Raw genomic sequence first — 25,739 nt, 5'->3', positions numbered from 1 at the left:
AGGGGAACCCCGGCAGAAACGGGTTCTGGCTCGGTTGGTGTGGGCGGTTGCGAAGGATTCTCGAAGCGGGGGCGTTCGGTCATGGGTCGCATCTTTTTCTTGTTGTGGCCCCGACGTTATCTGCTGCCCGGGCCGCAGTGCAAGCCGTCCTTTTCGTTATCCAGCAGTGTCATGAAGGCTTTGGCTGCGTTCGATAGCGTTCGCTCGCTATGCCGGATATACCCCAGTTGGCGCGACAACTGGATCGATGGCAACGGCAGGCGCACCACCTGCTCGTCGAGCATCGTGCGTGGCAGTACGCTCCAGGCGATGCCGATGGAGACCATCATTTTGATGGTCTCCATATAGTTGGTGCTCATGGCGATGTTGGGCTTCAAGCCCTCGCGTTCGAACAGTCGTTGGGCGATGTGGTGGGTAAAGGTATTGCCACCGGGAAATACCGCTGGGTAGCCGGCGACATCCGCCAGGGTGATGGCGGGTTTATGCGCCAGGGGATGCTCTGGCGCGACCACAAAATCCAGCGGATCGTCCCATACCTTGACCGCTCGCACGGGTTCCGCGGTTTGCGGCGCAAGAGTGATAACCGCCAGCTCCGCGCGACCATGCAGTACTTCCTCGTAGGCGATCTCGGAATCGAGGAAGCGAATGTCCAGCGTTACCCTCGGATAGGTGCGGGTGAATGCCCGCAACAGCGGCGGCAAGCGATGCAGGCCGATGTGATGGCTGGTGGCGAGGCACAGACGCCCGCTGATTTCGCCGTTGAGGTTGGTCAAGGCGCGGCGCGTGTCGTCCAGTACATTGAGAATCTGATAGGCGCGGGGGAGAAGCGCGCGTCCAGCTTCGGTCAGGCTGATTTCGCGACCAAGGCGGTCGAACAGACGAACGTCCAATTGGTGTTCCAGCGCCGCGATGCGTTTGCTTACGGCCGGCTGAGTCAGGTGCAGGCGCTCGGCAGCAAGCGAGAAACTGCCGGTTTCGGCGATGGCGATGAAAGCGTTGAGGCTGGCGAGATCCATGAAACCGATGCTCCGAAAACCCAAGGGGTTGATTCCTTGAGGGAATGCTTTGGATGAAAAATATGAATTTGAGTAATTCAATGCAAGCCCCTAGCATCGTCCCCATAAGCGCAAGGGCTATTCGCCCCGCATAGAAAGCAGATGAGGAAAAGTCCGATGGCCGGCAAAACGCTCTACGACAAGCTCTGGGAAATGCACGAGGTGAAACGTCGCGACGATGGTTCGTCGCTGATCTACATCGATCGTCACATCCTCCACGAAGTGACCTCGCCGCAGGCCTTCGAAGGGCTGCGCCTGGCCAATCGCAAGCCGTGGCGCATCGATGCCAACATCGCCACCCCGGACCACAACGTGCCGACCACCAAGGGCGAGCGCCAGGGCGGTCTGGAAGCCATCGCCGACGAGGTCTCGCGCATCCAGGTGCAGACGCTGGACGAGAACTGCGACGATTTCGGCATTCTCGAATTCAAGATGAACGACGTGCGCCAGGGCATCGTCCATGTCATCGGCCCGGAGCAGGGCGCCACCCTGCCGGGCATGACGGTGGTCTGCGGTGACTCGCACACTTCCACCCACGGCGCCTTCGGTGCACTGGCCCACGGCATCGGCACCTCCGAGGTAGAGCATGTGCTCGCCACCCAGTGCCTGGTGGCCAAGAAAATGAAGAACATGCAGGTGCGCGTCGAGGGCAAGCTGCCGTTCGGTGTCACCGCGAAGGACATCGTGCTGGCTGTGATCGGCAAGATCGGCACCGCCGGTGGCAACGGTCATGCCTTGGAGTTCGCTGGCAGCGCGATTCGCGATCTGTCCATGGAAGGGCGTATGACCATCTGCAACATGTCCATCGAGGCCGGTGCGCGTGTGGGCATGGTGGCGGTCGACGAAAAGACCATCGCCTATGTCGAAGGGCGCCCATACGCACCGAAGGGTGCCGACTGGGACAAGGCCGTAGCACTGTGGAAGGGGCTGGTCTCCGATGATGACGCGGTGTTCGACACCATCGTCGAGCTGAAGGCCGAGGACATCAAGCCGCAGGTCAGCTGGGGCACGTCGCCGGAAATGGTCCTTGCCGTCGACCAGAACGTGCCGGACCCGGCCGTCGAGGCCGATCCGGTCAAGCGCGACTCCATCGTGCGCGCGCTGAAGTACATGGGCCTGAACGCCAACCAGCCGATCACTGAAATCAAGCTGGACCGCGTGTTCATCGGTTCCTGCACCAACTCAAGGATCGAAGATCTGCGCGCCGCCGCCGAAGTCGCCAAGGGCCGCAAAGTTGCCGCGAACGTCAAGCAGGCACTGGTGGTGCCGGGCTCCGGGCTGGTCAAGCAGCAGGCCGAGGCAGAAGGGCTGGACAAGATTTTCATCGAGGCCGGCTTCGAATGGCGTGAGCCGGGCTGCTCCATGTGTCTGGCGATGAACCCGGACAAGCTGGGCAGCGGCGAGCATTGCGCCTCGACTTCCAACCGCAACTTCGAAGGCCGGCAGGGTGCCGGTGGTCGTACCCACCTGGTCAGCCCGGCGATGGCGGCCGCTGCAGCGGTGACCGGTCACTTCATCGATGTACGCGAACTGATCCAGGCCTGAGGAGAGAACCGATGAAAGCCTTTACCCAACACACCGGCCTGGTCTGCCCACTCGATCGTGCCAACGTCGATACCGATCAGATCATTCCCAAGCAGTTTCTCAAGTCGATCAAGCGCACCGGCTTCGGCCCCAATCTGTTCGACGAGTGGCGCTACCTGGACGTCGGTCAGCCGAACCAGGATTGTTCGCAGCGTCCAGTGAACAAGGACTTCGTGCTGAACTTCCCGCGCTACCAAGGCGCCAGCGTGCTGCTGGCTCGCGAGAACTTCGGCTGTGGTTCCTCCCGCGAGCATGCGCCGTGGGCACTGGACGAGTACGGCTTCCGTACCATCATCGCGCCGAGCTTCGCCGACATCTTCTATAACAACAGCTTCAAGAACGGCCTGCTGCCGATCGTGCTGAAAGAAGAGGAGGTGGACGAGCTGTTCCAGCAGGCTGAGGCGACCGAGGGCTACCAGCTGACCGTAGACCTGGCTGCGCAGACCGTGACTCGTCCGGATGGCAAGCAGTACCGCTTTGAGGTCGATGCCTTCCGCAAGCATTGCCTGCTCAATGGCCTGGACGACATCGGACTGACCCTGCAGGACGCCGAAGCCATCAAGGCCTTCGAAGCTCGTCATCAGCAGAACCAGCCCTGGTTGTTCGGCGCGATCAAGTAAGCGAGCGTGCAGGTAGGGTGGAAAACCGCGCAGCGTTTTCCATCAGAGGATTCCGGTGGATAAGGCCGATGGCCGTTATCCACCCTACGAAAAATAGAGGAATGCAATGAGCAAGCAGATTCTGGTTCTCCCTGGCGATGGTATCGGCCCGGAGATCATGGCCGAGGCGGTCAAGGTGCTGCAGCTGGCCAATGACAAGTTCCAGCTGGGCTTCGAGCTGAGCTATGACGAGCTTGGCGGTGCGGCTGTCGATAAGTACGGCGTGCCGCTGGCCGATGAGACCCTGGAGCGTGCCCGTGCCGCTGATGCCATCCTGCTTGGTGCCGTCGGTGGGCCGAAATGGGATGCCATCGATCCGGCCATCCGTCCCGAGCGCGGTCTGCTGAAGATCCGCTCCCAGCTGGGCCTGTTCGGCAATCTGCGCCCGGCGCTGCTCTATCCGCAACTGGCCGATGCCTCGTCGCTCAAGCCGGAAATCGTCGCTGGGCTGGATATCCTGATCGTGCGCGAGCTGACCGGCGGTATCTATTTCGGCCAGCCGCGCGAAAGCAAGGTGCTGGAGAACGGCGAGCGCATGGCCTACGACACACTGCCGTACAGCGAGAGCGAGATCCGCCGCATCGCCAAGGTCGGTTTCGACATGGCCATGGTGCGCAACAAGAAGCTCTGCTCGGTGGACAAGGCCAACGTGCTGGCGTCCAGCCAGCTGTGGCGCGCGGTGGTCGAGGAAGTTGCCAAGGACTACCCGGAAGTCGAGCTGAGCCATATGTATGTCGATAACGCGGCCATGCAGCTGGTGCGCGCGCCGAAGCAGTTCGACGTGATCGTCACCGACAACATGTTCGGCGACATCCTGTCGGACGAGGCTTCCATGCTCACCGGTTCGATCGGAATGCTGCCGTCCGCCTCGCTGGACGCCGGCAACAAAGGCATGTACGAGCCGTGTCATGGCTCGGCACCGGACATTGCCGGCAAAGGTATCGCCAACCCGCTGGCGACCATTCTTTCCGTTTCGATGATGCTGCGTTACAGCTTCAATCAGGTAGCGGCAGCCGACGCCATCGAGCAGGCGGTCAGCGATGTGCTCGATCAGGGGCTGCGTACGGGCGACATCTGGTCCGAAGGCTGTAGCAAAGTTGGTACTCAGGCGATGGGCGATGCAGTAGTCGCGGCCCTCGCGAAGTTGTAATCTTTTGGCCCGCGCTGAATGGTGTGGGCCACTTTTTCTATAGGTGTAGTTGCGATGAAACGTGTAGGTCTGATCGGTTGGCGCGGTATGGTCGGTTCCGTGCTCATGCAGCGGATGCTGGAAGAGCGGGACTTCGACCTGATCGAGCCCGTGTTCTTCACCACTTCCAATGTCGGCGGCCAGGGGCCCGATATTGGCAAGGAAACCGCTGCGCTGAAGGACGCCTACAGCATCGACGAGCTGAAAGGCCTTGATGTGATCCTGACCTGTCAGGGCGGCGACTACACCAATGAAGTTTTCCCCAAGCTGCGTGAAGCCGGCTGGCAGGGCTACTGGATCGATGCAGCGTCCTCGCTGCGCATGCAGGACGATGCGGTGATCGTGCTCGATCCGGTGAACCGCCGCGTGATCGACCAGCAGCTGGATGCCGGCACCAAGAACTACATCGGCGGCAACTGCACGGTCAGCCTGGCGCTGATGGGACTCGGCGGGCTGTTCGAAGCCGGTCTGGTCGAATGGATGAGCGCGATGACCTATCAGGCGGCATCCGGTGCTGGCGCACAGAACATGCGCGAGCTGATCAAGCAGATGGGTGCTATCAATGCATCAGTGGCCGATGACCTGGCCAACCCTGCTAGCGCCATCCTCGACATTGATCGCAAGGTTGCCGAGACCCAGCGCAGTGAAGCCTTCCCAGTCGACAGTTTCGGCGTGCCGCTGGCCGGCAGCCTGATTCCTTATATCGACAAGGAGCTGCCGAACGGACAGAGCCGTGAAGAGTGGAAGGCGCAGGCGGAAACCAACAAGATCCTCGGTCGCTTCAAGAGCCCGATTCCGGTCGATGGTATCTGCGTACGTATCGGCGCCATGCGCTGCCACAGCCAGGCGCTGACCATCAAGCTGAACAAGGACGTGCCGATCTCCGATATCGAAGGACTGATCAGCCAGCACAATCCTTGGGTCAAGCTGGTCCCGAATCACCGTGATGCGAGCATGCAGGACCTCAGCCCCGCAGCGGTTACCGGTACTTTGAGTGTTCCCGTCGGTCGATTGCGCAAACTCAATATGGGGTCGCATTTCCTCGGTGCCTTCACGGTGGGCGATCAGTTGCTTTGGGGAGCGGCAGAGCCTCTACGACGGATGTTGCGTATCCTGCTGGAGCGCTAAGTCGCATCTACGAAAGCGCCGCGGTTAACCGCGGCGTTTTTTTAGGCGCGTTTTGTCGGTCGCCGATCATTCTTGCATCCTCTACGGCCATGACCGCTCGACGGGTTCGTTTGCAGTGAATACTCATTCGGCTAAAGTGCCGGTCCGATAATAGAGGAGTCCACGATGGCTACGACAGTTGATGTCGCTGTGGTTGGCGCCGCGAGCTTGGGTGGCGAAGCAATTGTCGAGATGCTGGAAGAGCGCGACTTTCCTGTCGGGCAGTTGTACTTGTTGGATTCGGCGGACCTGGCGGGGCAGACCCAGAGCTTTCGCGGTAGCACATTACGCGTGCGTGCCGCTGATGCGTTCGAGTTCGCTGGGGTGGGGCTGGTATTCTTGCTTGGCGACAGAGCACTGGCGGCTGCCTGCTTTGAACAGGCTGAGCAAGCCGGTTGCTTGGTGGTTGATCTTTCAGGGGCGCGGGATTTGTCCCAAGTTCCGTGCGTGGTGCCCGAAGTTAACTCGAGCATGGTGCCGCCGCGCTGCATTGCCAGCCCGTCACCTGAGTCCGTAGCGCTGGCGACCGCTCTGGCGCCTTTTCGCAGTGTTTTGAATATTGAGCGTGTGACAGTCACTGCGTGTGTGCCCGTATCTGGTCGAGGGAGGGCCGGAGTCAACGAGCTTGCTCGACAAGCTGCGGAGCTGCTCAATGGGCGACCATTGGAGCCGCGCTTTTTCGATAGGCAGATTGCGTTCAATCTGTTGGCCAGGGTCGAAGAGCCTGACGAGCGTGGGCAAACGGCTCAGGAACGGCGTACGGCGCTGGAGCTGCAGTTCCTGTTAGGAGGGCCGGCGCTTCGGCTGGCGCTGACATTCATGCAGGTCCCCGTGTTTTTCGGCGAAAGCTTTAGCGTTTCCCTGGTCGCACGCGGTGCTGTTGATCTCGAAGCAGTGTTGCAGGCATTGGATAGAGCGCCTGGCGTTGAGTTGGCGGCGCAAGACGACTATCCGACGGTGGTCGGCGACGCAGTTGGGCAGGATGTCGTTTTCATCGGCAGGGTGCGGAAGGGGATGGACGATCCGGCCGAACTCAATTTGTGGATTGTGTCTGATAACGTGCGAAAAGGGACGGCATGGAATGCTGTGCTGTCCGCCGAGTTGTTGATAAAACACTATCTGTAAAAGATACTTACTGAAAATTCGAAGAACTTTTCTAGCTGGTGCTGGAACGGCTTATCGCTGATGGGGAGCGCTGCGAGGCGCGGGCAGTGACAATAAGACCCTTTCTCGGGCTTCGAGAAAAAAGATAAACAAGGGATTAATAATGGTTCGGGTTCGAAATCTGGTGCTGGCAATTGCGGCTGCTACTGCGCTGACTACCGAGGCGGCTTACGCGCTGGGGCTTGGAGAGGTCAGGCTGCAGTCATCGCTGAATCAACCGCTGGTCGCGGAAATCGAACTGCTAGACGCGAAAACGCTTGGTGCGGGAGAAGTGATTCCTGCGCTTGCGTCGGTAGAGGACTTTAATCGCGCAGGGATTGATCGCCAGTATTTCCTGACCGATCTGAAGTTCACTCCGGTACTTCGGCCCGACGGTAAAAGTGTCATTCAGATTTCTTCCAGCAAGCCGGTGCGCGAGCCCTATCTCAACTTTTTGGTAGAGGTGCTGTGGCCCAATGGTCGCTTGTTGCGCGAGTACACATTGCTGCTAGATCCGCCGCTTTATTCTCCCGACGTCGTCGCAGCAGTGGCTCCTCAGCTGCCAATTGCTGCTGCTCCGGCGCCGAGTTCGACTATATCGGGAACGCCAGGCCGGCAGAGAACATCTTCTTCTCCAGCGCTCGTTCCAAGTCAGGCCGCTGGCAGTACTTTGTCTGGTTCTGAATACAAAACTTCCGCCCGCGATACCCTCTGGGAGATCGCTGATCGAAATCGGCACGGCGGTTCAGTGCATCAGGCGATGTTGGCTATTCAGGACCTGAATCCCGGCGCCTTCATCGACGGCAATATCAATCGAATGAAGAGTGGCCAGGTACTTCGCTTGCCGGATGCAAATCAGGTTAGTAGCCGTACTCAGGCTGAGGCTATTGCGCAGGTAGCGCAACAAAATGCAGCTTGGCGGCAAGCGCGGAGCGCTTCCGTCGAAGGCACGCGTCAAATCGATGCTACCCGCCGAGTCAAGGCAGGAGATGCTCCTGCGCACAGCGAGAGCGGCGATAGTCTGCGCCTGGTTGCGCCGGATGCTGGCAAGTCCACTGACGGAAGTGACACCGGCAAGGGGAGCGATACCAAGGCGTTGCGCGACAGATTGGCAACCACTCAAGAAAGTCTCGATTCCAGTCGGCGCGAAAATATCGATCTCAAAGAGCGCATGGATGAGCTTCAAGGTCAGCTGGAAAAGCTGCAGCGCCTGATGCAGCTCAAAGATGATCAGTTGGCCAAGCTTCAGGCCCAACTGGCGGTCGACGAACAAGTGCAGCCCGTCGAAGGCGTTGCTGCTCCTGTCGCTGGCGATCAAGGGGAGGGTTCTTCCGCGCAAGAGGCGGGCAAGACGGGCGTCGTGGGGCGCGAGTCAGGCGATAGTGCGCCGGTTGGCGAGCCCGCGTCGGCAGAAAGGGCTTCCGAGCGAGTTGCCCCTGCATCGGAGGCGGCGAAGCCTTCCGTCCCGCCGGCAGTTCCGGCCAAAGCAAAGCCGGCAAAGATAGCAAGTGTGCCCGAGGAATCGAGCATGCTGGATGAGTATCTGGGTAATCCGCTGTTACTCGGTATTCTGGGTGGCAGCGCGCTGCTGTTGTTGTTGGTTGGCCTCATGGCGCTTTCGCGGCGAAACGCGATGAAGGAGGCCGAGCTTCAAGAGCAGTTGATGGCTAGCGGTGAAACGGAAAGTTTTAATTTGCAGGAGCTGCAGGATCAGAATGATCTTGAACAGCAGGCCTTGATCAAGGCGTCTGCACCGGTTTTTGCTGAGTCGGAGTCTTTTGGTCAGACAGTGGCGTCCACTGGAGATGCTTTGGCTGAGGCTGATATCTATATCGCTTATGGTCGTTTCAATCAGGCGGCTGAACTACTGCAGAATGCTTTGAACGATGAGCCGCAGCGCAGTGATCTGCGCCTCAAGCTCATGGAGGTTTATGCAGAACTGGGCGATCGCGAGGGCTTCGCTCGTCAGGAAACGGAGCTGCGCGAAATCGGAGGGGCCAGCGCTGGTATTGAGCAACTCAAGCGTAAATATCCAGCGATGGTGGCAGTTGCAGCTGCTGTGACCGCCCCGGCAGCGGCGCATGCCGATTTTGCCAATTTCGATCTGGATAACCTGCAGTTCGAAGAGCAGACCTCCGCGGCTGCTGCGGGTCAGGATCTGGATGATGCGTTTGATCTCAGTCTCGACGATCTTGATATCGATCTTGCCGAAGACCGGTCCAGCGGCGAGACACCCCTGCACGACGTTAGTGCTCAGGGTGACTCTGTAGCGATCGATCAAGTGTCGTTGGAAGATCTGAATCCAGATGCTGAGGTTGATGCGCAGTCAGCCGACGATTTTTCGTTCGAATTGCTAGACGAGCCTAAGCCTGCCACTTCCAGTCCCAGCGAACTGAGCGATTTGTCCTTTGACCTGGGTTCCGACGAGGAAACGTCAGTATCGCAGGACGCTATAAGCAAGGATTTCGACTTCAATTTTGAACTGGATGACGCTCCTTTGGCGCCAGAGACTGCCGAAGAAGGAGTGGATGGTAATTTGAGTGCGTCCGAGCTGACGGATGATTTCGATCTTTCCTCTGATGACGGGTTGGGGGATCAATCGCAGAGTGAGAGCTTGACTGATCAACTGGATCATGTGGAGTCCGAGCTCGAAGCCTTGTCTCGAGATCTGGATGAGACTAGTCCTCTCCCTTCAGAGACATATGCCGCGGGCACTCAGGGCGAAGGGACGCAGGAGGACGATGATTTTAATTTCTTCTCCGACACCGATGAGGCGACCACGAAGCTCGATTTGGCGCGCGCCTATATTGATATGGGTGACGCAGAGGGCGCCCGCGATATCCTCGATGAGGTCGTAACGGAGGGGAGCGAAGTTCAGCGGCAAGAGGCGCGAGAGATGCTCGCCAAGCTAGCCTGATATGCCTCATGAAGTACCTGAAGCGGCAGCCGTAACGGCTGCCGTTAACATTTCCAGAATCGCCCTAGGCGTCGAATACAAAGGTTCTAGGTATCGTGGTTTCCAGCGCCAGCGTGCCGGAGTGCCTTCTGTACAGGAGGCCTTGGAGCGGGCTCTTGGCAAGGTTGCGGGCGGGTATCCAGTTGCTTTGAGTTGCGCCGGGCGCACCGACGCTCTGGTGCATGCGAGCGGGCAGGTGGTGCACTTCGATACGCCAGTAGACCGCGATATGCATGCATGGGTCATGGGCGCGAATATGAACTTGCCTGGCGACATCAGTGTTACTTGGGCAAAGGAAATGCCTGCTCATTTCGACGCCCGCTTCAGTGCTATGGCACGTCGCTACCGCTATGTCATCTACAACGATCAGATTCGACCTGCCCACATGGCTGAGGAGGTCACTTGGAACCATCGCCCGCTCGATATTGACCTGATGCGAGAGGCGGCCCAAGCGCTCGTTGGTACGCATGACTTCAGCGCGTTCAGGGCGCGGCAATGTCAGGCCAAGTCGCCCATCAAAACAGTGCACCACCTGGAATTGTTTGAGCACGGTAAGTTTATCGTGATCGATGTGCGGGCCAATGCGTTCCTGCATCATATGGTGCGCAATTTTGCAGGGGTTTTGATGACCATTGGTGCTGGTGAGCGGCCAGTCGAATGGGCTCGCCATGTTCTTGAAACGCGAGTCCGGCGAACTGGAGGGGTTACTGCGCATCCTTACGGCCTGTATCTGGTGCGCGTGGAATATCCTGCAGAATTTGATTTGCCATCGCGATATCTTGGTCCGCATTTTCTCTCAGGCCTGAATGACTGCCAGTACGGCTAAGTGCATTACGAGTACTAACATTGTGTGGTTCGGCGACTGTCCACATTGGCTTGCAGGCTGCTGCGCTTTTGTTACCATCCGGTGTCTTTTGTATAGGTGTGCTTAGTTGTCGGTCGTTCGTAGCAAGATTTGTGGAATCACCCGCGTCGAGGATGCTCTTGCTGCTGCACAGGCTGGGGCGGACGCTATCGGCTTGGTGTTCTATGCCAAGAGTCCGCGCGCGGTCGGTATCCAGCAGGCACGACAGATCGTCAATGCGTTGCCACCCTTCATCAGTACCGTTGGTTTGTTCGTCAATGCGACTCGATGCGAGATTGGCGAGGTGTTGGATGCGGTTGCGCTTGATGTATTGCAGTTTCATGGTGACGAGACGCCCGCTGATTGCGAAGGCTTCGGTCGCCCCTGGTACAAGGCGCTACGTGTCGGTCCTGGTATTGATATAGCCACTCAGGCGGCACACTTTGCCGGGGCGAACGCCATTCTGCTCGATACCTATGTCTCCGGCGTGCCTGGAGGGACTGGGGAGCGTTTCGACTGGTCGCTGATTCCAGGTGCTCTACCTAAACCGTTGATACTTGCTGGCGGACTGACCATGGACAACGTGGCTGAAGCGATCGCCCAGGTGCGTCCTTATGCGGTCGACGTGAGTGGCGGTGTCGAGGTGAGCAGGGGCATAAAGGATGCTGCGAAGGTTCGGGCGTTCATCCGACAGGTTAGAGGTGTCATGTGACGCTTGGGGACTCTTTACCGTCCAGTAACGGATCGCTGGTTGTATTTGGCTCCGAGCGCCCTGTTCCATGTACGGCAAGGTCTTAGTAACTAGCGATCACGTAATTTGGCGTATCGCCGAATGCGGTAGCGGGTACCGGATGCGCGGTACCGAGCCGTAACAATGAATTTGACCGGCGCGCGACATGAATGCGCGTGGGATTGCAAGCTTTGGAGAACAAAAGCATGAGCAACTGGCTGGTAGACAAGCTGATCCCCTCGATCATGCGCTCCGAGACGCAGAAGAGCTCCGTGCCCGAAGGGCTGTGGCATAAGTGCCCATCCTGCGAAGCCGTGCTGTATCGCCCCGAGCTGGAGAAGACGCTCGATGTATGCCCGAAATGTCAGCATCACATGCGAATCGACGCTCGTACTCGGCTGGATATTTTTCTCGATGCCGACGGCCGTGAAGAAATCGCCAGTGATCTTGAGCCCGTTGATCGCCTGAAGTTTCGTGACAGCAAGAAATACAAGGATCGCCTCTCTGCTGCGCAGAAACAGACAGGTGAAAAGGATGCCTTGATTGCTATGCGGGGCACCTTGTTCAAGATGCCGGTGGTCGCGTGCGCGTTCGAGTTTTCCTTCATGGGCGGCTCGATGGGTGCGATCGTTGGTGAACGCTTTGTGCGTGCGGCCAATGTGGCGCTGGAGCAGGGCTGTCCCTTGGTTTGTTTCTCGGCTTCCGGTGGCGCGCGCATGCAGGAAGCGTTGATTTCGCTTATGCAGATGGCCAAGACCTCGGCCGTTCTGGCGCGCATGCGCGAAGAAGGCCTGCCGTTCATCTCCGTGTTGACCGATCCGGTTTACGGGGGGGTCTCCGCCAGTCTCGCGATGCTGGGCGATGTCATCGTCGCCGAGCCGAAGGCCCTGATTGGTTTTGCTGGTCCACGTGTTATCGAACAGACCGTTCGCGAGAAGCTTCCGGAAGGTTTCCAACGTAGCGAGTTTCTCCTGGACCACGGTGCTATCGATCTCATCATTCCGCGTGCCGAGCTGCGTGCCCGCCTCGCCAGTCTGCTCGCGCAGCTACAGCGCCTTCCTGCACCCGCGACACCCGCGCAGGTAACGGCTTCTGCATGAGCGCTAGAAGCCTCCCGGACTGGCTGAGTTATCTCGAGCAGCTGCACCCCGCAGCAATCGACATGGGGCTCGACAGGGTTCGCGAGGTTGCTGCGCGCCTCGGTTTGACTCGTCCTGCACCGCGCGTAGTTACCGTCACTGGTACTAACGGAAAAGGCTCCACCTGTGCCTTCATTGCCTCGTTGTTGCGGGGGCAGGGCCTCAAGGTCGGTGTGTACGGTTCGCCGCACTTGCTGCACTACAACGAGCGAGTGCGCATCGATGACAGTGAAGTCGATGACGTTGCTCTCTGCGAGGCCTTTGAGGCCGTGGAGTCGGCGCGTAACGGAACCTCGCTCACCTATTTCGAAATGGGCACGCTGGCGGCACTCTGGCTTTTCGAGCGTGCCAATCTGGACGCTGCGGTACTGGAAGTTGGCCTCGGCGGGCGCCTTGATGCCGTCAATCTGGTTGATGCGGACGTGGCGGTCGTGACCAATGTTGGCCTCGATCATGCCGAATGGTTGGGTGATAGCCGAGAAAGTGTAGGTTTCGAAAAATCTGGCATCTTTCGAAGTGCAAAACCCGCTATTTGCGGCGATCTCGACCCGCCAGTATCACTGCTGAGCCAGGCTGAGAGCTTGGGTGTGCCATTGTGTTTGCGTGGCCGGGATTATGATCTCGCGAGTGGTTCGGCGAACTGGCATTGGAGAGGCGTCAATGCGGTAGGCGATCAGCTTGAGCTGCATGACTTGCCGTTACTGCAGCTGCCCCTTGAAAATGCGGCTCTGGCGTTACAGACATACGCCCTGTTGAATTTGCCGTGGCAGCCAGAGTTTCTCGTTCGGGCTCTGCTGCAAGCTCGGATCGCAGGACGTTTCGACCGTCGAATGGTTCACTGGGAGGGGCGGACGCTCTCACTGCTGTTGGATGTCGGGCACAATCCCCACGCGGCCAGCTATTTGGCTGGGTATCTCGCGCAGCAGCCGCGACTTCGTCGTCTCGCAGTATTTGGTTTGCTGGCAGATAAAGATCTTGACGGCATTCTCGAGGTAATGGTGCCGCACGTGAGTGAGTGGGCGGTTGCGCCGCTCGATAGTCCGCGCTCCCGCTCTGCGACCGAATTGCGTGCTGCACTACTTGAACGCAAGGCGACGGTATACGAGTATCCAACGGTCGCGCAGGCGCTGGAGGCACAATGTCGCCGAGCCGAAGATCAGGATGAGATTCTCCTGTTCGGATCTTTCTATTGTGTCGCTGACGCATTGAAGTGGCTCACCCAGCGTACAGAGGGAACGGGACATGGCACTGCTGGATAAGGGATTGAAGCAACGCATGGTCGGGGCGTTGGTACTGATCGCTCTAGCGGTAATCTTCGTACCCATGCTGTTCACCCGTCAGAATGATCTGCGTCACGTGAGTGTTGACGCCCCTGCAATGCCTGCCACACCCTCGATCTCGAAAGTTGAGATGGAGCCGATTGCGGTGCCCGAGCCAGCGTCGATTCCCGAGGGTTTGGAAATCGCCGAAGAGACGGTGGACGAGGCATCTGCCGCCCCGACGCCTCAGGCAACCCCAGAAGAGAGGCCGACGGTCGCCACTCAGTCGGACGCGGTCCAATCGGCCCCGCAGGAACAAGCACGGCTGGATGCCAACAAACTGCCGGTGAGCTGGTCGATCCAGCTGGCCAGTTTGTCCAATCGGGCGAGTGCCGAAACCTTACAGAAAACGCTGCGTTCGCAGGGCTACAATGCATATATTCGTGTTGCGGACGGAATGAATCGGGTCTTCGTCGGGCCGCTGATCGAACGCGATGAAGCCAATCGATTGCGTGATCAGCTGCAGCGGCAACAGAAGCTGAACGGGTTCGTGGTTCGCTTCAAGCCGGAAGCCCTCTGAGCTGTCTGCGGGTGCTGAATCACGTTGCCGTGACCTTCCGGTACGCATACGCATCATGTTTGCTCCGGTGTTTGTGCTTACCCCGCAGCCGGGCGTCTGCTAAAATGCGCCGCCTTTCCCCTACGCAGAAGACGCCGTGGTTCTAACCTGGGTCGATTGGGCCATCATCGCCGTCATCGCTGTCTCCAGTTTGATCAGTTTGAAACGAGGATTCGTCAAGGAGGCCTTGTCGCTGCTCACTTGGATCGTTGCCGGGGTAGTCGCCTGGATGTTCGGTGGTGCGCTGTCACATCATCTTGCCGAATTCATCAGCACACCATCGGCACGGGTCATCGCTGCATGCGCCATTTTGTTCGTTGCCACTCTGCTGGTGGGCGCGCTGATCAATTTTCTGATCGGTGAACTGATTCGAGTGACCGGGCTGTCGGGAACCGACCGATTGCTGGGCATGGTATTCGGTGCGGCTCGGGGTGGTCTGTTGGTCGTGGTGCTGGCGGGTTTGCTTAGCCTGGCGCCAGTGCAAGAGGACATCTGGTGGCGGGAGTCGACCTTGTTACCGCACTTCCTGCTGATAGCCGATTGGTCGAAGAACCTGATTGTCGGGCTCAGCAGCCAATGGCTTGCAGGTTCGCTCACTCCGTCCAGCTGAGCCAAATTATCGAAAGCGCTTCTGGCAGTTCACTGCCTGGGTGCCAGCCTGAAACAAACTGAGAGGTTCCTTGCATGTGTGGCATTGTCGGCATTGTCGGTAAGTCGAACGTCAATCAGGCGCTGTATGATGCGCTTACCGTACTGCAGCATCGCGGGCAGGACGCCGCCGGTATCGTGACCAGCCATGATGATCGCCTGTTCCTACGCAAGGACAATGGCCTGGTTCGTGACGTTTTTCAGCAGCGTCACATGCAGCGACTGATCGGCAATATGGGCATCGGTCATGTCCGTTATCCCACTGCTGGCAGCTCCAGTTCTGCTGAAGCGCAGCCGTTCTATGTCAATTCGCCCTACGGCATCACGCTGGCGCACAACGGCAACCTGACCAACGTCGAGCAGCTCACCAAGGAAATCTACGAGTCTGATCTGCGTCATGTGAACACCAATTCCGATTCGGAAGTACTGCTCAACGTATTCGCCCATGAGCTGGCGGTGCGCGGCAAACTGCAGCCGACCGAAGAAGACGTTTTCGCTGCTGTGAGCAAGGTGCACGAGCGTTGCCGCGGTGGCTATGCGGTGGTGGCGATGGTGACTGGATATGGCATCGTCGGCTTCCGCGACCCCCATGCGATCCGTCCGATCGTCTTCGGTCAGCGTCATACCGATGAGGGCGTGGAGTACATGATCGCTTCGGAAAGCGTGTCACTCGATGTGCTCGGCTTTACGCTGATTCGTGATCTGGCGCCCGGCGAGGCGGTGTACATCACTACCGATGGCAAGCTGTTCACCCGTCAGTGCGCGGAAGCGCCGAAACTTGCTCCATGTATTTTCGAATATGTCTACCTGGCGCGCTCGGATTCCCTGATGGATGGGGTGTCGGTGTACAAGGCGCGTCTGCGCATGGGCGAGAAGCTTGCAGACAAAATTCTGCGTGAGCGACCCGAGCACGACATCGATGTGGTCATTCCGATTCCCGACACGAGCCGCACCGCTGCACTGGAGTTGGCCAACCGTCTGGGCGTCAAGTTTCGTGAAGGTTTCGTCAAGAATCGCTACATCGGCCGAACCTTCATCATGCCCGGTCAGGCAGCGCGCAAGAAGTCGGTACGACAGAAGCTCAACGCCATCGACCTTGAGTTTCGCGGCAAGAACGTGATGCTGGTCGACGATTCCATCGTCCGTGGTACCACCTGCAAGCAGATCATTCAGATGGCCCGTGAAGCCGGGGCGAAGAATGTGTATTTCTGCTCGGCAGCTCCGGCGGTGCGCTACCCAAATGTCTACGGTATCGACATGCCCAGTGCTCACGAGCTGATCGCACACAATCGTAGTACCGAGGAAGTGGCCGAGCTGATCGGTGCGGACTGGTTGGTGTATCAGGATCTTGAGGACCTGATCGATGCTGTCGGCGGCGGCAAGGTGAAGATTGAGAGCTTTGATTGCGCGGTGTTCGACGGCAAGTACATCACCGGCGATATCGACGACGCCTATCTGCAGAAAATCGAACAGGCGCGCAACGACGCGAGCAAGGCCAAGACCAATGCGGTCAGCGCCATCATCGACCTGTACAACAACTGACGAGACCGTCGCCTGCGGCGGCGGATACCGCAGCAGCGATACAAGGTGGAAATCACTATGTCGAATGAATGGGAAGCCGGACGGCTGGACAGCGATCTCGACGGTGTAGGGCTCGACACCCTCGCCGTGCGTGCAGGTCAGCGCCGGACTCCGGAGGCCGAACATGGCGAGCCCTTGTTCTTCACCTCCAGCTATGTATTCCGCAGTGCTGCCGATGCGGCGGCGCGCTTTGCCGGTGATGTGCCCGGCAACGTTTATTCACGTTATACCAACCCTACCGTGCGCGCATTCGAAGAGCGTATTGCCGCTCTGGAGGGCGCTGAACAGGCGGTCGCTACGGCGTCTGGCATGGCCGCGATCCTCGCCACGGTGATGAGCCTCTGTTCCGCTGGCGACCATGTGCTGGTTTCGCGCAGCGTATTTGGTGCCACCGTTTCGCTGTTCGAAAAGTATTTCAAGCGCTTCGGTGTGCAAGTCGACTACGTACCGCTGACCGACTTTTCGGCTTGGGAGCAGGCTTTCAAACCCAACACCAAGCTGGTGTTCGTCGAGTCACCATCCAACCCGTTGGCTGAGCTGGTGGACATCACTGCCCTCGGGCAGCTTTGCCATGGCAAAGGTGCACTGCTGGCAGTGGACAACTGCTTCTGCACGCCGGTATTGCAGCAGCCACTGGCGCTCGGTGCCGATATCGTCATCCACTCGGCGACCAAGTACATCGACGGCCAGGGCCGTTGCCTGGGCGGCGTTGTTGCCGGGCGAGGCGAGCAGATGAAGGAAATTGTCGGCTTTCTGCGGACCGCCGGCCCGACCCTCAGTCCGTTCAATGCCTGGGTATTTCTCAAGGGGTTGGAGACGCTGCGTTTGCGCATGCAGGCCCACTGCGCCAGCGCTCAGCAGCTGGCCGAGTGGCTGGAGCAGCAACCTGGGGTGGAGAAGGTCTACTACGCCGGCCTGCCCAGCCATCCGCAGCATGAACTGGCCAAGCGTCAGCAGAAGGGGTTTGGTGCCGTAGTGAGCTTCGAGGTCAAAGGTGGCAAGGAGGGCGCCTGGCGCTTCATCGACGCCACCCGCCTGATCTCGATCACGGCCAATCTGGGTGATAGCAAGACCACCATCACCCATCCAGGATCGACAACCCACGGGCGCCTGTCGTCGGTAGATCGTGCCACTGCCGGCATCCGCGATAGCCTGATCCGCGTCGCGGTGGGCTTGGAAGATGTCGCTGACCTGAAAGCGGATCTGACTCGCGGTCTAGCCGCGCTTTGACGCCAGCGGAGGGAACAGCGGGCGCAGACTCCCGCCCCCTCCGCAACCGTTGTTGCACCTGTTCACTCAGCTGCTGGCCCCACCCGTAGCACTATTCCGTCCAGACGTTGTTCCTGCGAGAGCCGTTCGCGCAGGCGAATGGCTTCGGCGCGGTCAGCGAAAGGGCCGACGTAGACGCGGGTGGTGCCGTTTCCCGGGCGGATATAGGCGGCGTAACCTAGCCCGGCCAGGCGCTCCTGCAAAGCTTTGGCACTGGCTGGATTGCTCAGACTCGCCAGTTGGACTGACCAACCCGCCGCTGATGGCCGGGGTTGCGATGTGGTTTGGATTGAGCTGGAACTACGCGATGGAACCGGTGCCAACGAGCCTTGGATCGGCTCGTTGGCACGCAGGTCGATGGCCGGTGCCGGTTCGCCTTGGCCATCGAACAAACGTTCGGGATTAGCTGGCAGGATGGCAGGACTGGCAGAGCCGGTCTCGATTACGCGGATATCGCTGTATTTCTTCCCAGACAGCGCGGCAAGGCCAGCGCGGTCGCGCACCACCGTTGGGCGCAGGAACACCATCAGATTGCGTTTGACGTGGCTCTCCTGCGTGGAGCGGAAGAGCGCGCCGAGTAGCGGGATGTCACCTAGAAGCGGGACCTTGGAGTCAGTGCGGGTCACATCATCCTGAATGAGTCCGCCGAGCACGATCACCTGGCCGTCCTCGGCAAGGATGGTGCTTTTGATCGAGCGTTTGTTGGTAACTAGATCGACTGCCTGGGCCGTCAGGCTGGCGCTCGGCGCGATGGAGGAAATCTCCTGTTCGATCTCCAGACGCAGCGTTGCGCCTTCGTTGATATGGGGGGTCACCTTCAGGGTGACACCGATATCCTGCCGCTCGATGGTGGTGAAAGGGTTGTTTGCTCCGGAGGCATCGGTGGTATAGGCGCCGGTCTGGAACGGCACGTTCTGCCCGACGAGAATTTCCGCCTCCTGGTTATCTAGCGTGAGCAGGCTCGGCGTCGAAAGCAGGTTGCTCTTGCTGTTGGACGACAGCGCGGTGACCAGGGCACCGAAGCTGCGCGTTCCGATGCCGATGATCGCGCCATCGGGCAGGTTGCTCGGTATTTCGTCCTCGTTAATAGCGTTCAATACGCTGCCAATCGACAGTCCGGTATTGCCGAAGTTGACCCCGCCGACCCCGCCGGTACCGCCGCGCGCATCCACTGCCCATTGCACGCCCAAGGCATCGGAGATGTCGCCGGAAACCTCGACGATCGCTGCTTCCACCATGACCTGCGCGCGGGGAACGTCCAGTTGGCGAACAATGCTTTCCAGCGTGCCGACCAGCTCCGGCTCCGCCAGCAGCACCAGGGCGTTCAGACTCTCGTCGGCGCGGATCAGAATATTCTGCGGGCGACTGGTGGTGGTTTCGCTTTCGCCAGTTTCCTTTAGCCCTTCGGAAATGTCGCCGAGGGTTTCGGCCAACGCCTTGGCATCGTTATGTCGCAGGCGTATCACCCGTGTGTTGGCCGAGCGGGTGGTGGGAGTGTCCAGAGTTTGCGCCAGGCTAACGAGCTTGCTGCGCGCCTGGGCCGGGCCGATGAAGATCAGCTGGTTGGTCCGTGAGTCGGCAATGATTTGCATCCCGGCGGTGCTTTTCGCTTCGCCGCGAATCAGCGAGTTGCGTAGCACCTCGGCAATGTCCGTCGCCCAGCCGTGGCGCAGGTTGAGCACACTGTAGTCGTCGGTCTCCGTGCGGTCGAGCTGGCGTACCAAATCCTCGATGCGAGCGATATTGGCACTGCGATCGCTGATGATCAGGGCATTGGCCGATGTTACGGCAGCAAGATGGCCGTACTGCGGCACCAGTGGCCGGATCAGTGGAATCAGTTCGGTTGCCGCGGTGTGCTGCACCTGGATGACCCGCGTTTCAAGCTGATCGCCTCCTGACGGACCACCGCCGGCTTCGGCCTTTGCCTCGGCGTTCGGGACGATGCGCGCGACATCGCCTTGAGTCAGCACGCTGAAACCGTGGGTGGCCATTACCGAGAGGAACAGCTGATAGACCTCGCTCATCGTCAGTGTGGCGTTGGATACCACACTGACCTGGCCCTTCACGCGGGGATCGACGATGAAGGTCTGGCCGCTGAGCTGACTGATCTGATCGATGAACGCCCGGATATCGGCATCCTTCAGGTTGATGGTCCAGCCGTCCTCTTGAGATGAGCTCGGCTCGATCCCTGCGTCTCCGGCTGCCAGCGAGGACAGCGGAGCGATCAGGGCAGAGGTGACGATCACAGCAAGCAGCGGGCGAGTGAAAAACGGCGGCATCGTTCAGTCATCTTCCATGGGCGGTTCGTTTGAGGGTTCAGTGGCTGGCTGGTTCACAGCGTTCTCCAACTGCTGGCGCAGCGCTTCCATCTGTTGTTGCATCTGTTCGGTACCAACGCCATCCATGGTCTCGTAGGGCTGTTGCGAAGACTCTTCGGGGATGAAGACGGGGGACCGGACGGCCGGGAAGTTCAGAATTTCCCGGCGGCCGTCGCGCATTATTTCGACGTGGTCCGGATGAACGCTGTGCAGGCTTATGCCGCTTTGCACTTCTTGACCCTGCCAGACCAGCTGAGGCGGCTGGCCGTCAAACTGGATGATTGCACTGGAGCGGTCGGGATCGGCATGCACGAAGCTGCCGTGCAGGGTCAGGCCGGCGGTGTTGGCTGTCGTTGTGCTCTGGGCGGCCGGCAGGGCTCCGAAGAGGAATTCCAGGCGCTGCGGATCAGACTGGCTCGCGGGGTTGATGCGACTGTCGTTGGCGGCAGGCGCGATCGGCGTGCGGCTGAGTTGCAGCCAGGCGCTGATTTGCCCGGCCAGGTAGATGCCGAAGAGGCAGAGCAGCAGGGCACTTAGGGCCACGGGGGTATGTTGCCGGTAATTCCGCAGGGTTCCTGGCAAAGACAAGCGAGATACTCCATGCCGCATCGTGTTGTTATGTCCGTTCGTGTACTGCCAACCTTAGGCACATATCGCGGTTTTCGACAGGCGACGGGTGGTGCAGGTGCATCAGTGGCCACCGTGATCCCGGCAGAACACTGACCGCACAGATATTCGATAGTGCCACCGCATAATTACAAACCCGTGAGGCAAGCGTGGTAGACCATCGTTGCGATAAAAAAATTCAACGCTGCTGTTGACTTAGCGTAGGTGGATAAGTAAATTGCGCGCCTCGCAAGGCGATCGGCTGATTAGCTCAGCTGGGAGAGCACCTGCATCACACGCAGGGGGTCGGCGGTTCGATCCCGTCATCAGCCACCAACCTTTGCGAGATTACGGACGAAAGTCCGGCCGACGCGCAGCGGTAGTTCAGTCGGTTAGAATACCGGCCTGTCACGCCGGGGGTCGCGGGTTCGAGTCCCGTCCGCTGCGCCATATCTGCTTCATCAAGGCTAGTTGCATAGCCCGGAAGCGTAGAAGAAGCGTCCCACAGGGGCGCTTTTTTTATGCCCGCGTTTTCGTCATGGTTGGCGGCGGGCTTTCGCGGCTGATGCGAGTTTGCGCCCGGAAACGAAGCGATCAGCTGACTCGAAATTGATGCGCACCATCTGGCGCAAAAGTTCCCAAGCTGCCCACGCAACTGGGCGCGTAAGTTCGGGACCAGAGCAGTTTGGGCAATTCTTGTGGCTGGGCCGTTTGAACGGCCACCTCCGCGTGCACCAGTGTATCCACAGCGCAATCAAGTCTCTTCATCGCTCAGCTATCTGAGCCGCTTGCGGCTGGCCATCGATCAAGATTGATCGCGCGTGATCAAGGGTATCCAGCAGCGCGAGGAGCAGGCTGCGACGAGTACCAGGGCTATCTGCCGTCGCGCCCGAGGCCGGTATCCTCCGCTGGTTGGCGAACGGCGCGCAGATCCTGGCGTGACCGTGGGCTCAGTCGCCGTCCAGTGAGCCGTTCTGCCACAGCGTCACCAGCTCCGCCGGCGCGCGTTCTTCGGGTACCTGCAAAACCAATTCGTTATTGATCTGGTCGCGATGAAAATGCAGTTCGATGCGGTAGAAGCGCTGGTCACCGGCGCCGGCGGTGGAGCTGGTCAGCGGCAGGCAGCGCTCCAGCACCGAGCAGAGGCGTCCGCGCTGGTGGCTGTCGTACTGGGCGAGGTCGATTTCCCGTGGGCGAGCGCGGGCGGGGAAGACGGCTACACCGCCTTGACGCGAGAGGCGTAGCCAGGCGTCGTGGCCTAGCGCCGGCAGTTTTTCCATCGTTTCATTTCCTATGCGACCGGTACGCCGACATCGTGCCAGGCCTGCTCCACCATGCGCGCGGTGTCTGCGCCGAACAGGCGCGCGCCATGCGCAATGGTGAGTCGGGCGAAATCAGCGAACTGTGCGTCGTTGGCCAGTCGACGATCACACAGCGTGTCATACCAGATCTGCCCGGCGTGTTCCCAGGCATAGCCGCCCAATGCGCTGGCGACAAGGTAAAAGGCGCGATTGGGAATGCCGGAGTTCAGGTGGACGCCGCCGTTGTCGTCACGGGTGACGATGAAGTCACGCATATGTGCCGGTTGCGGGTCTTTGCCCAGCACGGGATCGTCATAGGCACTGCCAGGTTCGGCCATCGAGCGTAGGGCTCGGCCCTGGACGTTGTCGGTGAGCAACTCGGCACCGATCAGCCAGTCCGCTTCGCCGGCGGTCTGGCCCAGGACATGCTGCTTGCTGAGTACGCCGAACACGTCGGATATCGATTCGTTGAGCGCGCCGGACTGATTGGCATATACCAGCGCGGCCTCACTCTCGATCAGGCCGTGGGTCAGCTCATGAGCGACCACGTCCAACGAGCGGGTGAACCGATGGAACAGCTCGCCGTCACCATCGCCGAATACCATCTGCTCGCCGTTCCAGAAGGCGTTTTCGTAACCCTGTCCGTAGTGCACGGTGCCGATCAGTGGCATCCCCTGGTCGTCCATCGAGTCGCGCTGGTAGACCTGCCAGAACAGCGCGTAGGTGGCACCGAGCGCGGCGTAGGCTTCGTCCACCGCGGCATCGCCGCTGTTCGGCTCGCCTTCGCTACGTCGCAGCATGCCGGGCAGCTGCATCTGCTGCTGGGCATCGTGGATGCGTCGCTGTGGGCGCCCAGGCGTGCGCAGCGCCGCAATGGCCGGGATGTGTTGCAGGTGCGGTGGACCAGGGTTGGCGCGCAGGCTGCGGACGTGTTCGAGCGTGCCACGCGCGCAGCGGCGCTGCTGTTGCGAGCCGTGCTTGACGATGCGATCAAGCAGGTAGGGTGGCATGAAGGTGCTGTGAGCCAGCATCGCGGGTGCTCCTTGATGTACTGCGCATTCTGATGGCGGCGGATATTCATCTGAACGAAGCCGAGCGCTGGTGTTCCCGCGCTGCGTGAACCGCTCGGAAGGTCGTGGCGCACCCTCGCGGGGTTCTGCTGTCACTTGAGCTGGGCCGTCATAACCGAGTGGCCAGCGGGCAGTACACGAGGATCAGTTTCATGTTCGGATTGGAAGCACTTGAACTTGCGCGAATCCAGTTCGCTTTCACCATCTCCTTCCACATCATCTTCCCGGCCATCACCATCGGCCTCGCCAGCTACCTGGCAGTGCTGGAGGGGCTGTGGCTGAAGACACGGCGCGACGTCTATCGCGACCTGTACCACTTCTGGCTGAAGATCTTCGCCGTCAACTTCGGCATGGGCGTGGTATCGGGCATCGTCATGGCCTACCAGTTCGGCACCAACTGGAGCGCCTTTTCGGAGTTCGCCGGCAGCGTCACCGGCCCCTTGCTGACCTACGAGGTGCTGACTGCCTTCTTCCTTGAGGCGGGCTTTCTCGGCGTGATGCTGTTCGGCTGGAACCGCGTCGGCCCGGGGCTGCATTTCTTCTCCACGGTGATGGTGGCGCTCGGCACGCTGATCTCGACCTTCTGGATTCTCGCCTCCAACAGCTGGATGCATACGCCGCAGGGGCACGAGATCATCGACGGCATCGTGGTGCCGGTGGACTGGCTGGCGATCATCTTCAATCCGTCGTTCCCGTACCGCCTGGCACACATGGCCACGGCTGCATTCCTCGCCACGGCATTCTTCGTCGGCGCTTCCGCTGCCTGGCACCTGCTACGCGGGCGCGACAATCCGGCGATCCGCAAGATGCTTTCGATGGCGATGTGGATGGCCCTGCTGGTGGCGCCGCTGCAGGCGGTGATCGGCGATCTGCACGGCCTCAACACGCTGGAACATCAGCCGGCGAAGATCGCTGCGATGGAGGGCCATTGGGATAACTCGTCGGGCGAACCGACGCCGTTGCTGCTGTTCGGCTGGCCGGACATGGAAGCCGAAGAAACCCGCTACAAGGTCGAGATTCCCTACCTCGGCAGCCTGATCCTGAAACACAGCCTGACCGAGCCGATCCCGGCGCTGAAGGATTTTCCGCCCGAGGACCGGCCGAACTCGACGGTGGTGTTCTGGTCGTTCCGCATCATGGTCGCGCTGGGCCTGCTGATGATCCTGACGGGCGTCTGGAGCCTGCTGCTGCGCCGCGGTGATCGCCTCTATCACTCGCGGCCGTTCCTGCGCCTGGTGTTGTGGATGGGCGCGTCCGGCCTGCTGGCGTTGCTCGCCGGCTGGTTCACCACCGAGATCGGCCGTCAGCCGTGGGTGATCTACGGCCTGATGCGTACCGCCGATGCGGTGTCCGCGCACAGCGCCGGGCAGCTGGGGCTGACATTGGCGTTGTTCGTCGTGGTGTATTTCGCGGTGTTCGGCGTGGGCATCGTCTATGTGCTGCGACTGGTCGCCAAGGGGCCGGTGGTCAATGAGGGGCGCGAGCAGGGCGTCGGCGGCGCGGGTCAGCAGCGCACGCCGATGCGGCCGATCTCGGCGGCCGACGCGGCGCTGGACGAACAGGGTGGCGATCAACTGGGGCAGGGGAATTGAGATGGGTATCGATCTTTCACTGATCTGGGCGGTGATCATCATCTTCGGGATCATGATGTACGTGGTGATGGACGGCTTCGATCTGGGCGTCGGCATCCTCTTTCCGTTCGTGCCTGGGCGCAGCGATCGCGATGTGATGATGAATACCGTGGCGCCGGTGTGGGACGGCAACGAAACCTGGCTGGTGCTCGGTGGCGCCGGGCTGTTCGCGGCGTTTCCGATGGCCTATGCGGTGGTGCTGTCGGCGCTATACCTGCCGATCATCCTGATGCTGATGGGGCTGATCTTCCGCGGCGTCGCCTTCGAGTTTCGCTTCAAGGCCAGCGAGGAGCGCCAGCACATCTGGGACAAGGCCTTCATCGGCGGCTCGCTGACGGCGACCTTTTTCCAGGGCGTGGTGCTGGGCGCATTCATCAGTGGGCTGCCGGTGGAGGGGCGTGCATTCGCCGGCGGCGCGTGGGACTGGTTGACGCCGTTCTCGCTGTTCTGCGGGCTGGCGCTGATCGTCGCCTACGCCTTGCTCGGCTGCACCTGGCTGATGATGCGCACGGCTGGTGATCTGCAGAGGCGCATGCATGACATCGGTATTCCACTCGTTTGGGCGGTGTTGGCTGTGACCGGCATCGTCAGCCTGTGGACGCCGCTGACCCACCCGGACATCGCCGAGCGCTGGTTCAGCCTGCCCAACCTGTTCTGGTTCATGCCGGTGCCGATCCTCGTGCTGCTCTGTGCCTTCGGCCTGCTGCGCGCGATCCGCCGCTACGCCAGTTTCACGCCGTTCCTGCTCACGCTGGCGCTGATCTTCCTAGGCTATAGCGGTCTGGGCATCAGCCTGTGGCCGAACATCATCCCGCCGTCGGTGAGCATCTGGGACGCCGCTGCGCCGCCACAGAGCCAAGGGTTCACGCTGGTCGGCGCGCTGCTGATCATCCCGCTGATCCTGATGTACACGGCCTGGAGCTACTACGTGTTCCGCGGCAAGGTCAGCGCCGAGGACGGTTATCACTAGG

Annotated in this window: 21 protein-coding genes and 2 tRNA genes; 18 read left to right on the top strand and 5 right to left on the bottom strand. The window is 60.1% G+C overall.

All coding sequences use genetic code 11. The features are described 5' to 3' along the window. Window positions 1–116: 116 nt before the first annotated feature. On the bottom strand, window positions 117–1,016 hold the full coding sequence (locus tag N8H22_RS09745) for a LysR family transcriptional regulator (protein ID WP_264590311.1): 900 nt from the start codon (window positions 1,014–1,016) through the stop codon (window positions 117–119). Window positions 1,017–1,172: 156 nt separating this feature from the next. Here N8H22_RS09745 and leuC point away from each other — a divergent pair, with 156 nt between their 5' ends. The 14 genes from leuC (at window position 1,173) to N8H22_RS09675 (ending at window position 17,803) form a co-directional block, all read left to right on the top strand. Next, window positions 1,173–2,600 (top strand): 3-isopropylmalate dehydratase large subunit, encoded by a 1,428-nt coding sequence (gene leuC, locus N8H22_RS09740; protein ID WP_264590310.1) that lies wholly within the window; start codon window positions 1,173–1,175, stop codon window positions 2,598–2,600. Window positions 2,601–2,611: 11 nt separating this feature from the next. Continuing rightward, window positions 2,612–3,259: a 3-isopropylmalate dehydratase small subunit gene (leuD, locus tag N8H22_RS09735; protein ID WP_264590309.1), complete on the top strand. Its 648-nt coding sequence runs from the start codon at window positions 2,612–2,614 to the stop codon at window positions 3,257–3,259. A gap of 106 nt (window positions 3,260–3,365) precedes the next feature. After that, on the top strand, window positions 3,366–4,448 hold the full coding sequence (gene leuB / locus N8H22_RS09730; protein WP_264590308.1) for a 3-isopropylmalate dehydrogenase: 1,083 nt from the start codon (window positions 3,366–3,368) through the stop codon (window positions 4,446–4,448). 54 nt (window positions 4,449–4,502) lie between these two features. Then, on the top strand, window positions 4,503–5,615 hold the full coding sequence (asd, locus tag N8H22_RS09725; protein WP_264590307.1) for an aspartate-semialdehyde dehydrogenase: 1,113 nt from the start codon (window positions 4,503–4,505) through the stop codon (window positions 5,613–5,615). 165 nt (window positions 5,616–5,780) lie between these two features. Further along, window positions 5,781–6,779, top strand: a complete 999-nt coding sequence (locus tag N8H22_RS09720) for an aspartate-semialdehyde dehydrogenase (RefSeq protein ID WP_264590306.1) — start codon at window positions 5,781–5,783, stop codon at window positions 6,777–6,779. Window positions 6,780–6,921: 142 nt separating this feature from the next. Further along, complete coding sequence (locus N8H22_RS09715) at window positions 6,922–9,714, top strand: FimV/HubP family polar landmark protein (protein ID WP_264590305.1); 2,793 nt, start codon at window positions 6,922–6,924, stop codon at window positions 9,712–9,714. Between the two features lies 1 nt (window position 9,715). Further along, on the top strand, window positions 9,716–10,579 hold the full coding sequence (truA, locus tag N8H22_RS09710) for a tRNA pseudouridine(38-40) synthase TruA (RefSeq protein WP_264590304.1): 864 nt from the start codon (window positions 9,716–9,718) through the stop codon (window positions 10,577–10,579). A gap of 106 nt (window positions 10,580–10,685) precedes the next feature. Then, window positions 10,686–11,309 (top strand): phosphoribosylanthranilate isomerase, encoded by a 624-nt coding sequence (locus N8H22_RS09705; RefSeq protein WP_264590303.1) that lies wholly within the window; start codon window positions 10,686–10,688, stop codon window positions 11,307–11,309. A 224-nt stretch (window positions 11,310–11,533) separates the two neighbouring features. Further along, window positions 11,534–12,427 carry an acetyl-CoA carboxylase, carboxyltransferase subunit beta gene (gene accD / locus N8H22_RS09700; RefSeq protein ID WP_264590302.1) on the top strand — a complete coding sequence of 298 codons (894 nt, stop codon included), beginning with the start codon at window positions 11,534–11,536 and terminating at the stop codon, window positions 12,425–12,427. Further along, entirely contained in the window at window positions 12,424–13,725 is a 1,302-nt protein-coding gene (folC, locus tag N8H22_RS09695) for a bifunctional tetrahydrofolate synthase/dihydrofolate synthase (RefSeq protein WP_264590301.1), read from the top strand. The genes accD and folC overlap by 4 nt, the downstream gene beginning before the upstream one ends. Next, the gene (locus N8H22_RS09690; RefSeq protein ID WP_264590300.1) at window positions 13,709–14,305 is read left to right on the top strand and encodes an SPOR domain-containing protein; all 597 of its coding nucleotides are present in this window, start codon (window positions 13,709–13,711) and stop codon (window positions 14,303–14,305) included. Before folC ends, N8H22_RS09690 begins: the two co-directional genes overlap by 17 nt. A gap of 136 nt (window positions 14,306–14,441) precedes the next feature. Beyond that, complete coding sequence (locus N8H22_RS09685; RefSeq protein ID WP_264590299.1) at window positions 14,442–14,954, top strand: CvpA family protein; 513 nt, start codon at window positions 14,442–14,444, stop codon at window positions 14,952–14,954. A gap of 74 nt (window positions 14,955–15,028) precedes the next feature. Further along, on the top strand, window positions 15,029–16,534 hold the full coding sequence (gene purF / locus N8H22_RS09680; protein WP_264590298.1) for an amidophosphoribosyltransferase: 1,506 nt from the start codon (window positions 15,029–15,031) through the stop codon (window positions 16,532–16,534). A gap of 57 nt (window positions 16,535–16,591) precedes the next feature. Then, window positions 16,592–17,803, top strand: coding sequence for an O-succinylhomoserine sulfhydrylase (locus tag N8H22_RS09675; RefSeq protein WP_264590297.1), 1,212 nt, complete (start codon window positions 16,592–16,594; stop codon window positions 17,801–17,803). A 62-nt stretch (window positions 17,804–17,865) separates the two neighbouring features. On the opposite strand, the gene gspD is transcribed toward N8H22_RS09675, so the two are convergent. Both gspD and N8H22_RS09665 read right to left on the bottom strand, forming a co-directional pair. Beyond that, complete coding sequence (gene gspD / locus N8H22_RS09670; RefSeq protein WP_264590296.1) at window positions 17,866–20,121, bottom strand: type II secretion system secretin GspD; 2,256 nt, start codon at window positions 20,119–20,121, stop codon at window positions 17,866–17,868. A gap of 3 nt (window positions 20,122–20,124) precedes the next feature. After that, window positions 20,125–20,748, bottom strand: a complete 624-nt coding sequence (locus tag N8H22_RS09665) for a type II secretion system protein N (RefSeq protein ID WP_264590295.1) — start codon at window positions 20,746–20,748, stop codon at window positions 20,125–20,127. A gap of 278 nt (window positions 20,749–21,026) precedes the next feature. Between N8H22_RS09665 and N8H22_RS09660 the strand changes: the two genes are divergently transcribed. Together N8H22_RS09660 and N8H22_RS09655 are read left to right on the top strand one after the other, a co-directional pair. After that, a tRNA-Val gene (locus tag N8H22_RS09660) sits at window positions 21,027–21,102 on the top strand. 37 nt (window positions 21,103–21,139) lie between these two features. Beyond that, window positions 21,140–21,216, top strand: a tRNA-Asp gene (locus N8H22_RS09655). Window positions 21,217–21,716: 500 nt separating this feature from the next. Here N8H22_RS09655 and N8H22_RS09650 read toward each other — a convergent pair. After that, a complete protein-coding gene (locus N8H22_RS09650) occupies window positions 21,717–22,046 on the bottom strand; it encodes a protealysin inhibitor emfourin (RefSeq protein WP_264590294.1) in 330 nt (109 codons plus the stop codon). A gap of 11 nt (window positions 22,047–22,057) precedes the next feature. Then, window positions 22,058–23,098, bottom strand: a complete 1,041-nt coding sequence (locus N8H22_RS09645; RefSeq protein WP_264590293.1) for a M4 family metallopeptidase — start codon at window positions 23,096–23,098, stop codon at window positions 22,058–22,060. Between the two features lie 191 nt (window positions 23,099–23,289). Here N8H22_RS09645 and N8H22_RS09640 point away from each other — a divergent pair, with 191 nt between their 5' ends. Together N8H22_RS09640 and cydB are read left to right on the top strand one after the other, a co-directional pair. Next, a complete protein-coding gene (locus tag N8H22_RS09640) occupies window positions 23,290–24,729 on the top strand; it encodes a cytochrome ubiquinol oxidase subunit I (protein ID WP_264590292.1) in 1,440 nt (479 codons plus the stop codon). A gap of 1 nt (window position 24,730) precedes the next feature. Beyond that, complete coding sequence (gene cydB / locus N8H22_RS09635; protein WP_264590291.1) at window positions 24,731–25,738, top strand: cytochrome d ubiquinol oxidase subunit II; 1,008 nt, start codon at window positions 24,731–24,733, stop codon at window positions 25,736–25,738. Window position 25,739: the final 1 nt, after the last annotated feature.

Source organism: Stutzerimonas sp. S1 (assembly GCF_025966695.1).
GTDB lineage: Bacteria > Pseudomonadota > Gammaproteobacteria > Pseudomonadales > Pseudomonadaceae > Stutzerimonas.
The sequence above is the reverse complement of the archived record's forward strand: the minus strand, read 5'-3'. Positions and strand labels throughout refer to the sequence as shown.

Coding starts and splice junctions, on each gene's coding strand:
- N8H22_RS09720 (WP_264590306.1), top strand. CDS start 5,781: ATGGCTACGACAGTTGATGTCGCTGTGGTTGGCGCCGCGAGCTTGGGT.
- N8H22_RS09715 (WP_264590305.1), top strand. CDS start 6,922: ATGGTTCGGGTTCGAAATCTGGTGCTGGCAATTGCGGCTGCTACTGCG.
- purF (WP_264590298.1), top strand. CDS start 15,029: ATGTGTGGCATTGTCGGCATTGTCGGTAAGTCGAACGTCAATCAGGCG.
- N8H22_RS09690 (WP_264590300.1), top strand. CDS start 13,709: ATGGCACTGCTGGATAAGGGATTGAAGCAACGCATGGTCGGGGCGTTG.
- N8H22_RS09675 (WP_264590297.1), top strand. CDS start 16,592: ATGTCGAATGAATGGGAAGCCGGACGGCTGGACAGCGATCTCGACGGT.
- N8H22_RS09640 (WP_264590292.1), top strand. CDS start 23,290: ATGTTCGGATTGGAAGCACTTGAACTTGCGCGAATCCAGTTCGCTTTC.
- N8H22_RS09650 (WP_264590294.1), bottom strand. CDS start 22,046: ATGGAAAAACTGCCGGCGCTAGGCCACGACGCCTGGCTACGCCTCTCG.
- leuB (WP_264590308.1), top strand. CDS start 3,366: ATGAGCAAGCAGATTCTGGTTCTCCCTGGCGATGGTATCGGCCCGGAG.
- N8H22_RS09745 (WP_264590311.1), bottom strand. CDS start 1,016: ATGGATCTCGCCAGCCTCAACGCTTTCATCGCCATCGCCGAAACCGGC.
- leuD (WP_264590309.1), top strand. CDS start 2,612: ATGAAAGCCTTTACCCAACACACCGGCCTGGTCTGCCCACTCGATCGT.
- leuC (WP_264590310.1), top strand. CDS start 1,173: ATGGCCGGCAAAACGCTCTACGACAAGCTCTGGGAAATGCACGAGGTG.
- accD (WP_264590302.1), top strand. CDS start 11,534: ATGAGCAACTGGCTGGTAGACAAGCTGATCCCCTCGATCATGCGCTCC.
- folC (WP_264590301.1), top strand. CDS start 12,424: ATGAGCGCTAGAAGCCTCCCGGACTGGCTGAGTTATCTCGAGCAGCTG.
- gspD (WP_264590296.1), bottom strand. CDS start 20,121: ATGCCGCCGTTTTTCACTCGCCCGCTGCTTGCTGTGATCGTCACCTCT.
- N8H22_RS09645 (WP_264590293.1), bottom strand. CDS start 23,098: ATGCTGGCTCACAGCACCTTCATGCCACCCTACCTGCTTGATCGCATC.
- truA (WP_264590304.1), top strand. CDS start 9,716: ATGCCTCATGAAGTACCTGAAGCGGCAGCCGTAACGGCTGCCGTTAAC.
- cydB (WP_264590291.1), top strand. CDS start 24,731: ATGGGTATCGATCTTTCACTGATCTGGGCGGTGATCATCATCTTCGGG.
- asd (WP_264590307.1), top strand. CDS start 4,503: ATGAAACGTGTAGGTCTGATCGGTTGGCGCGGTATGGTCGGTTCCGTG.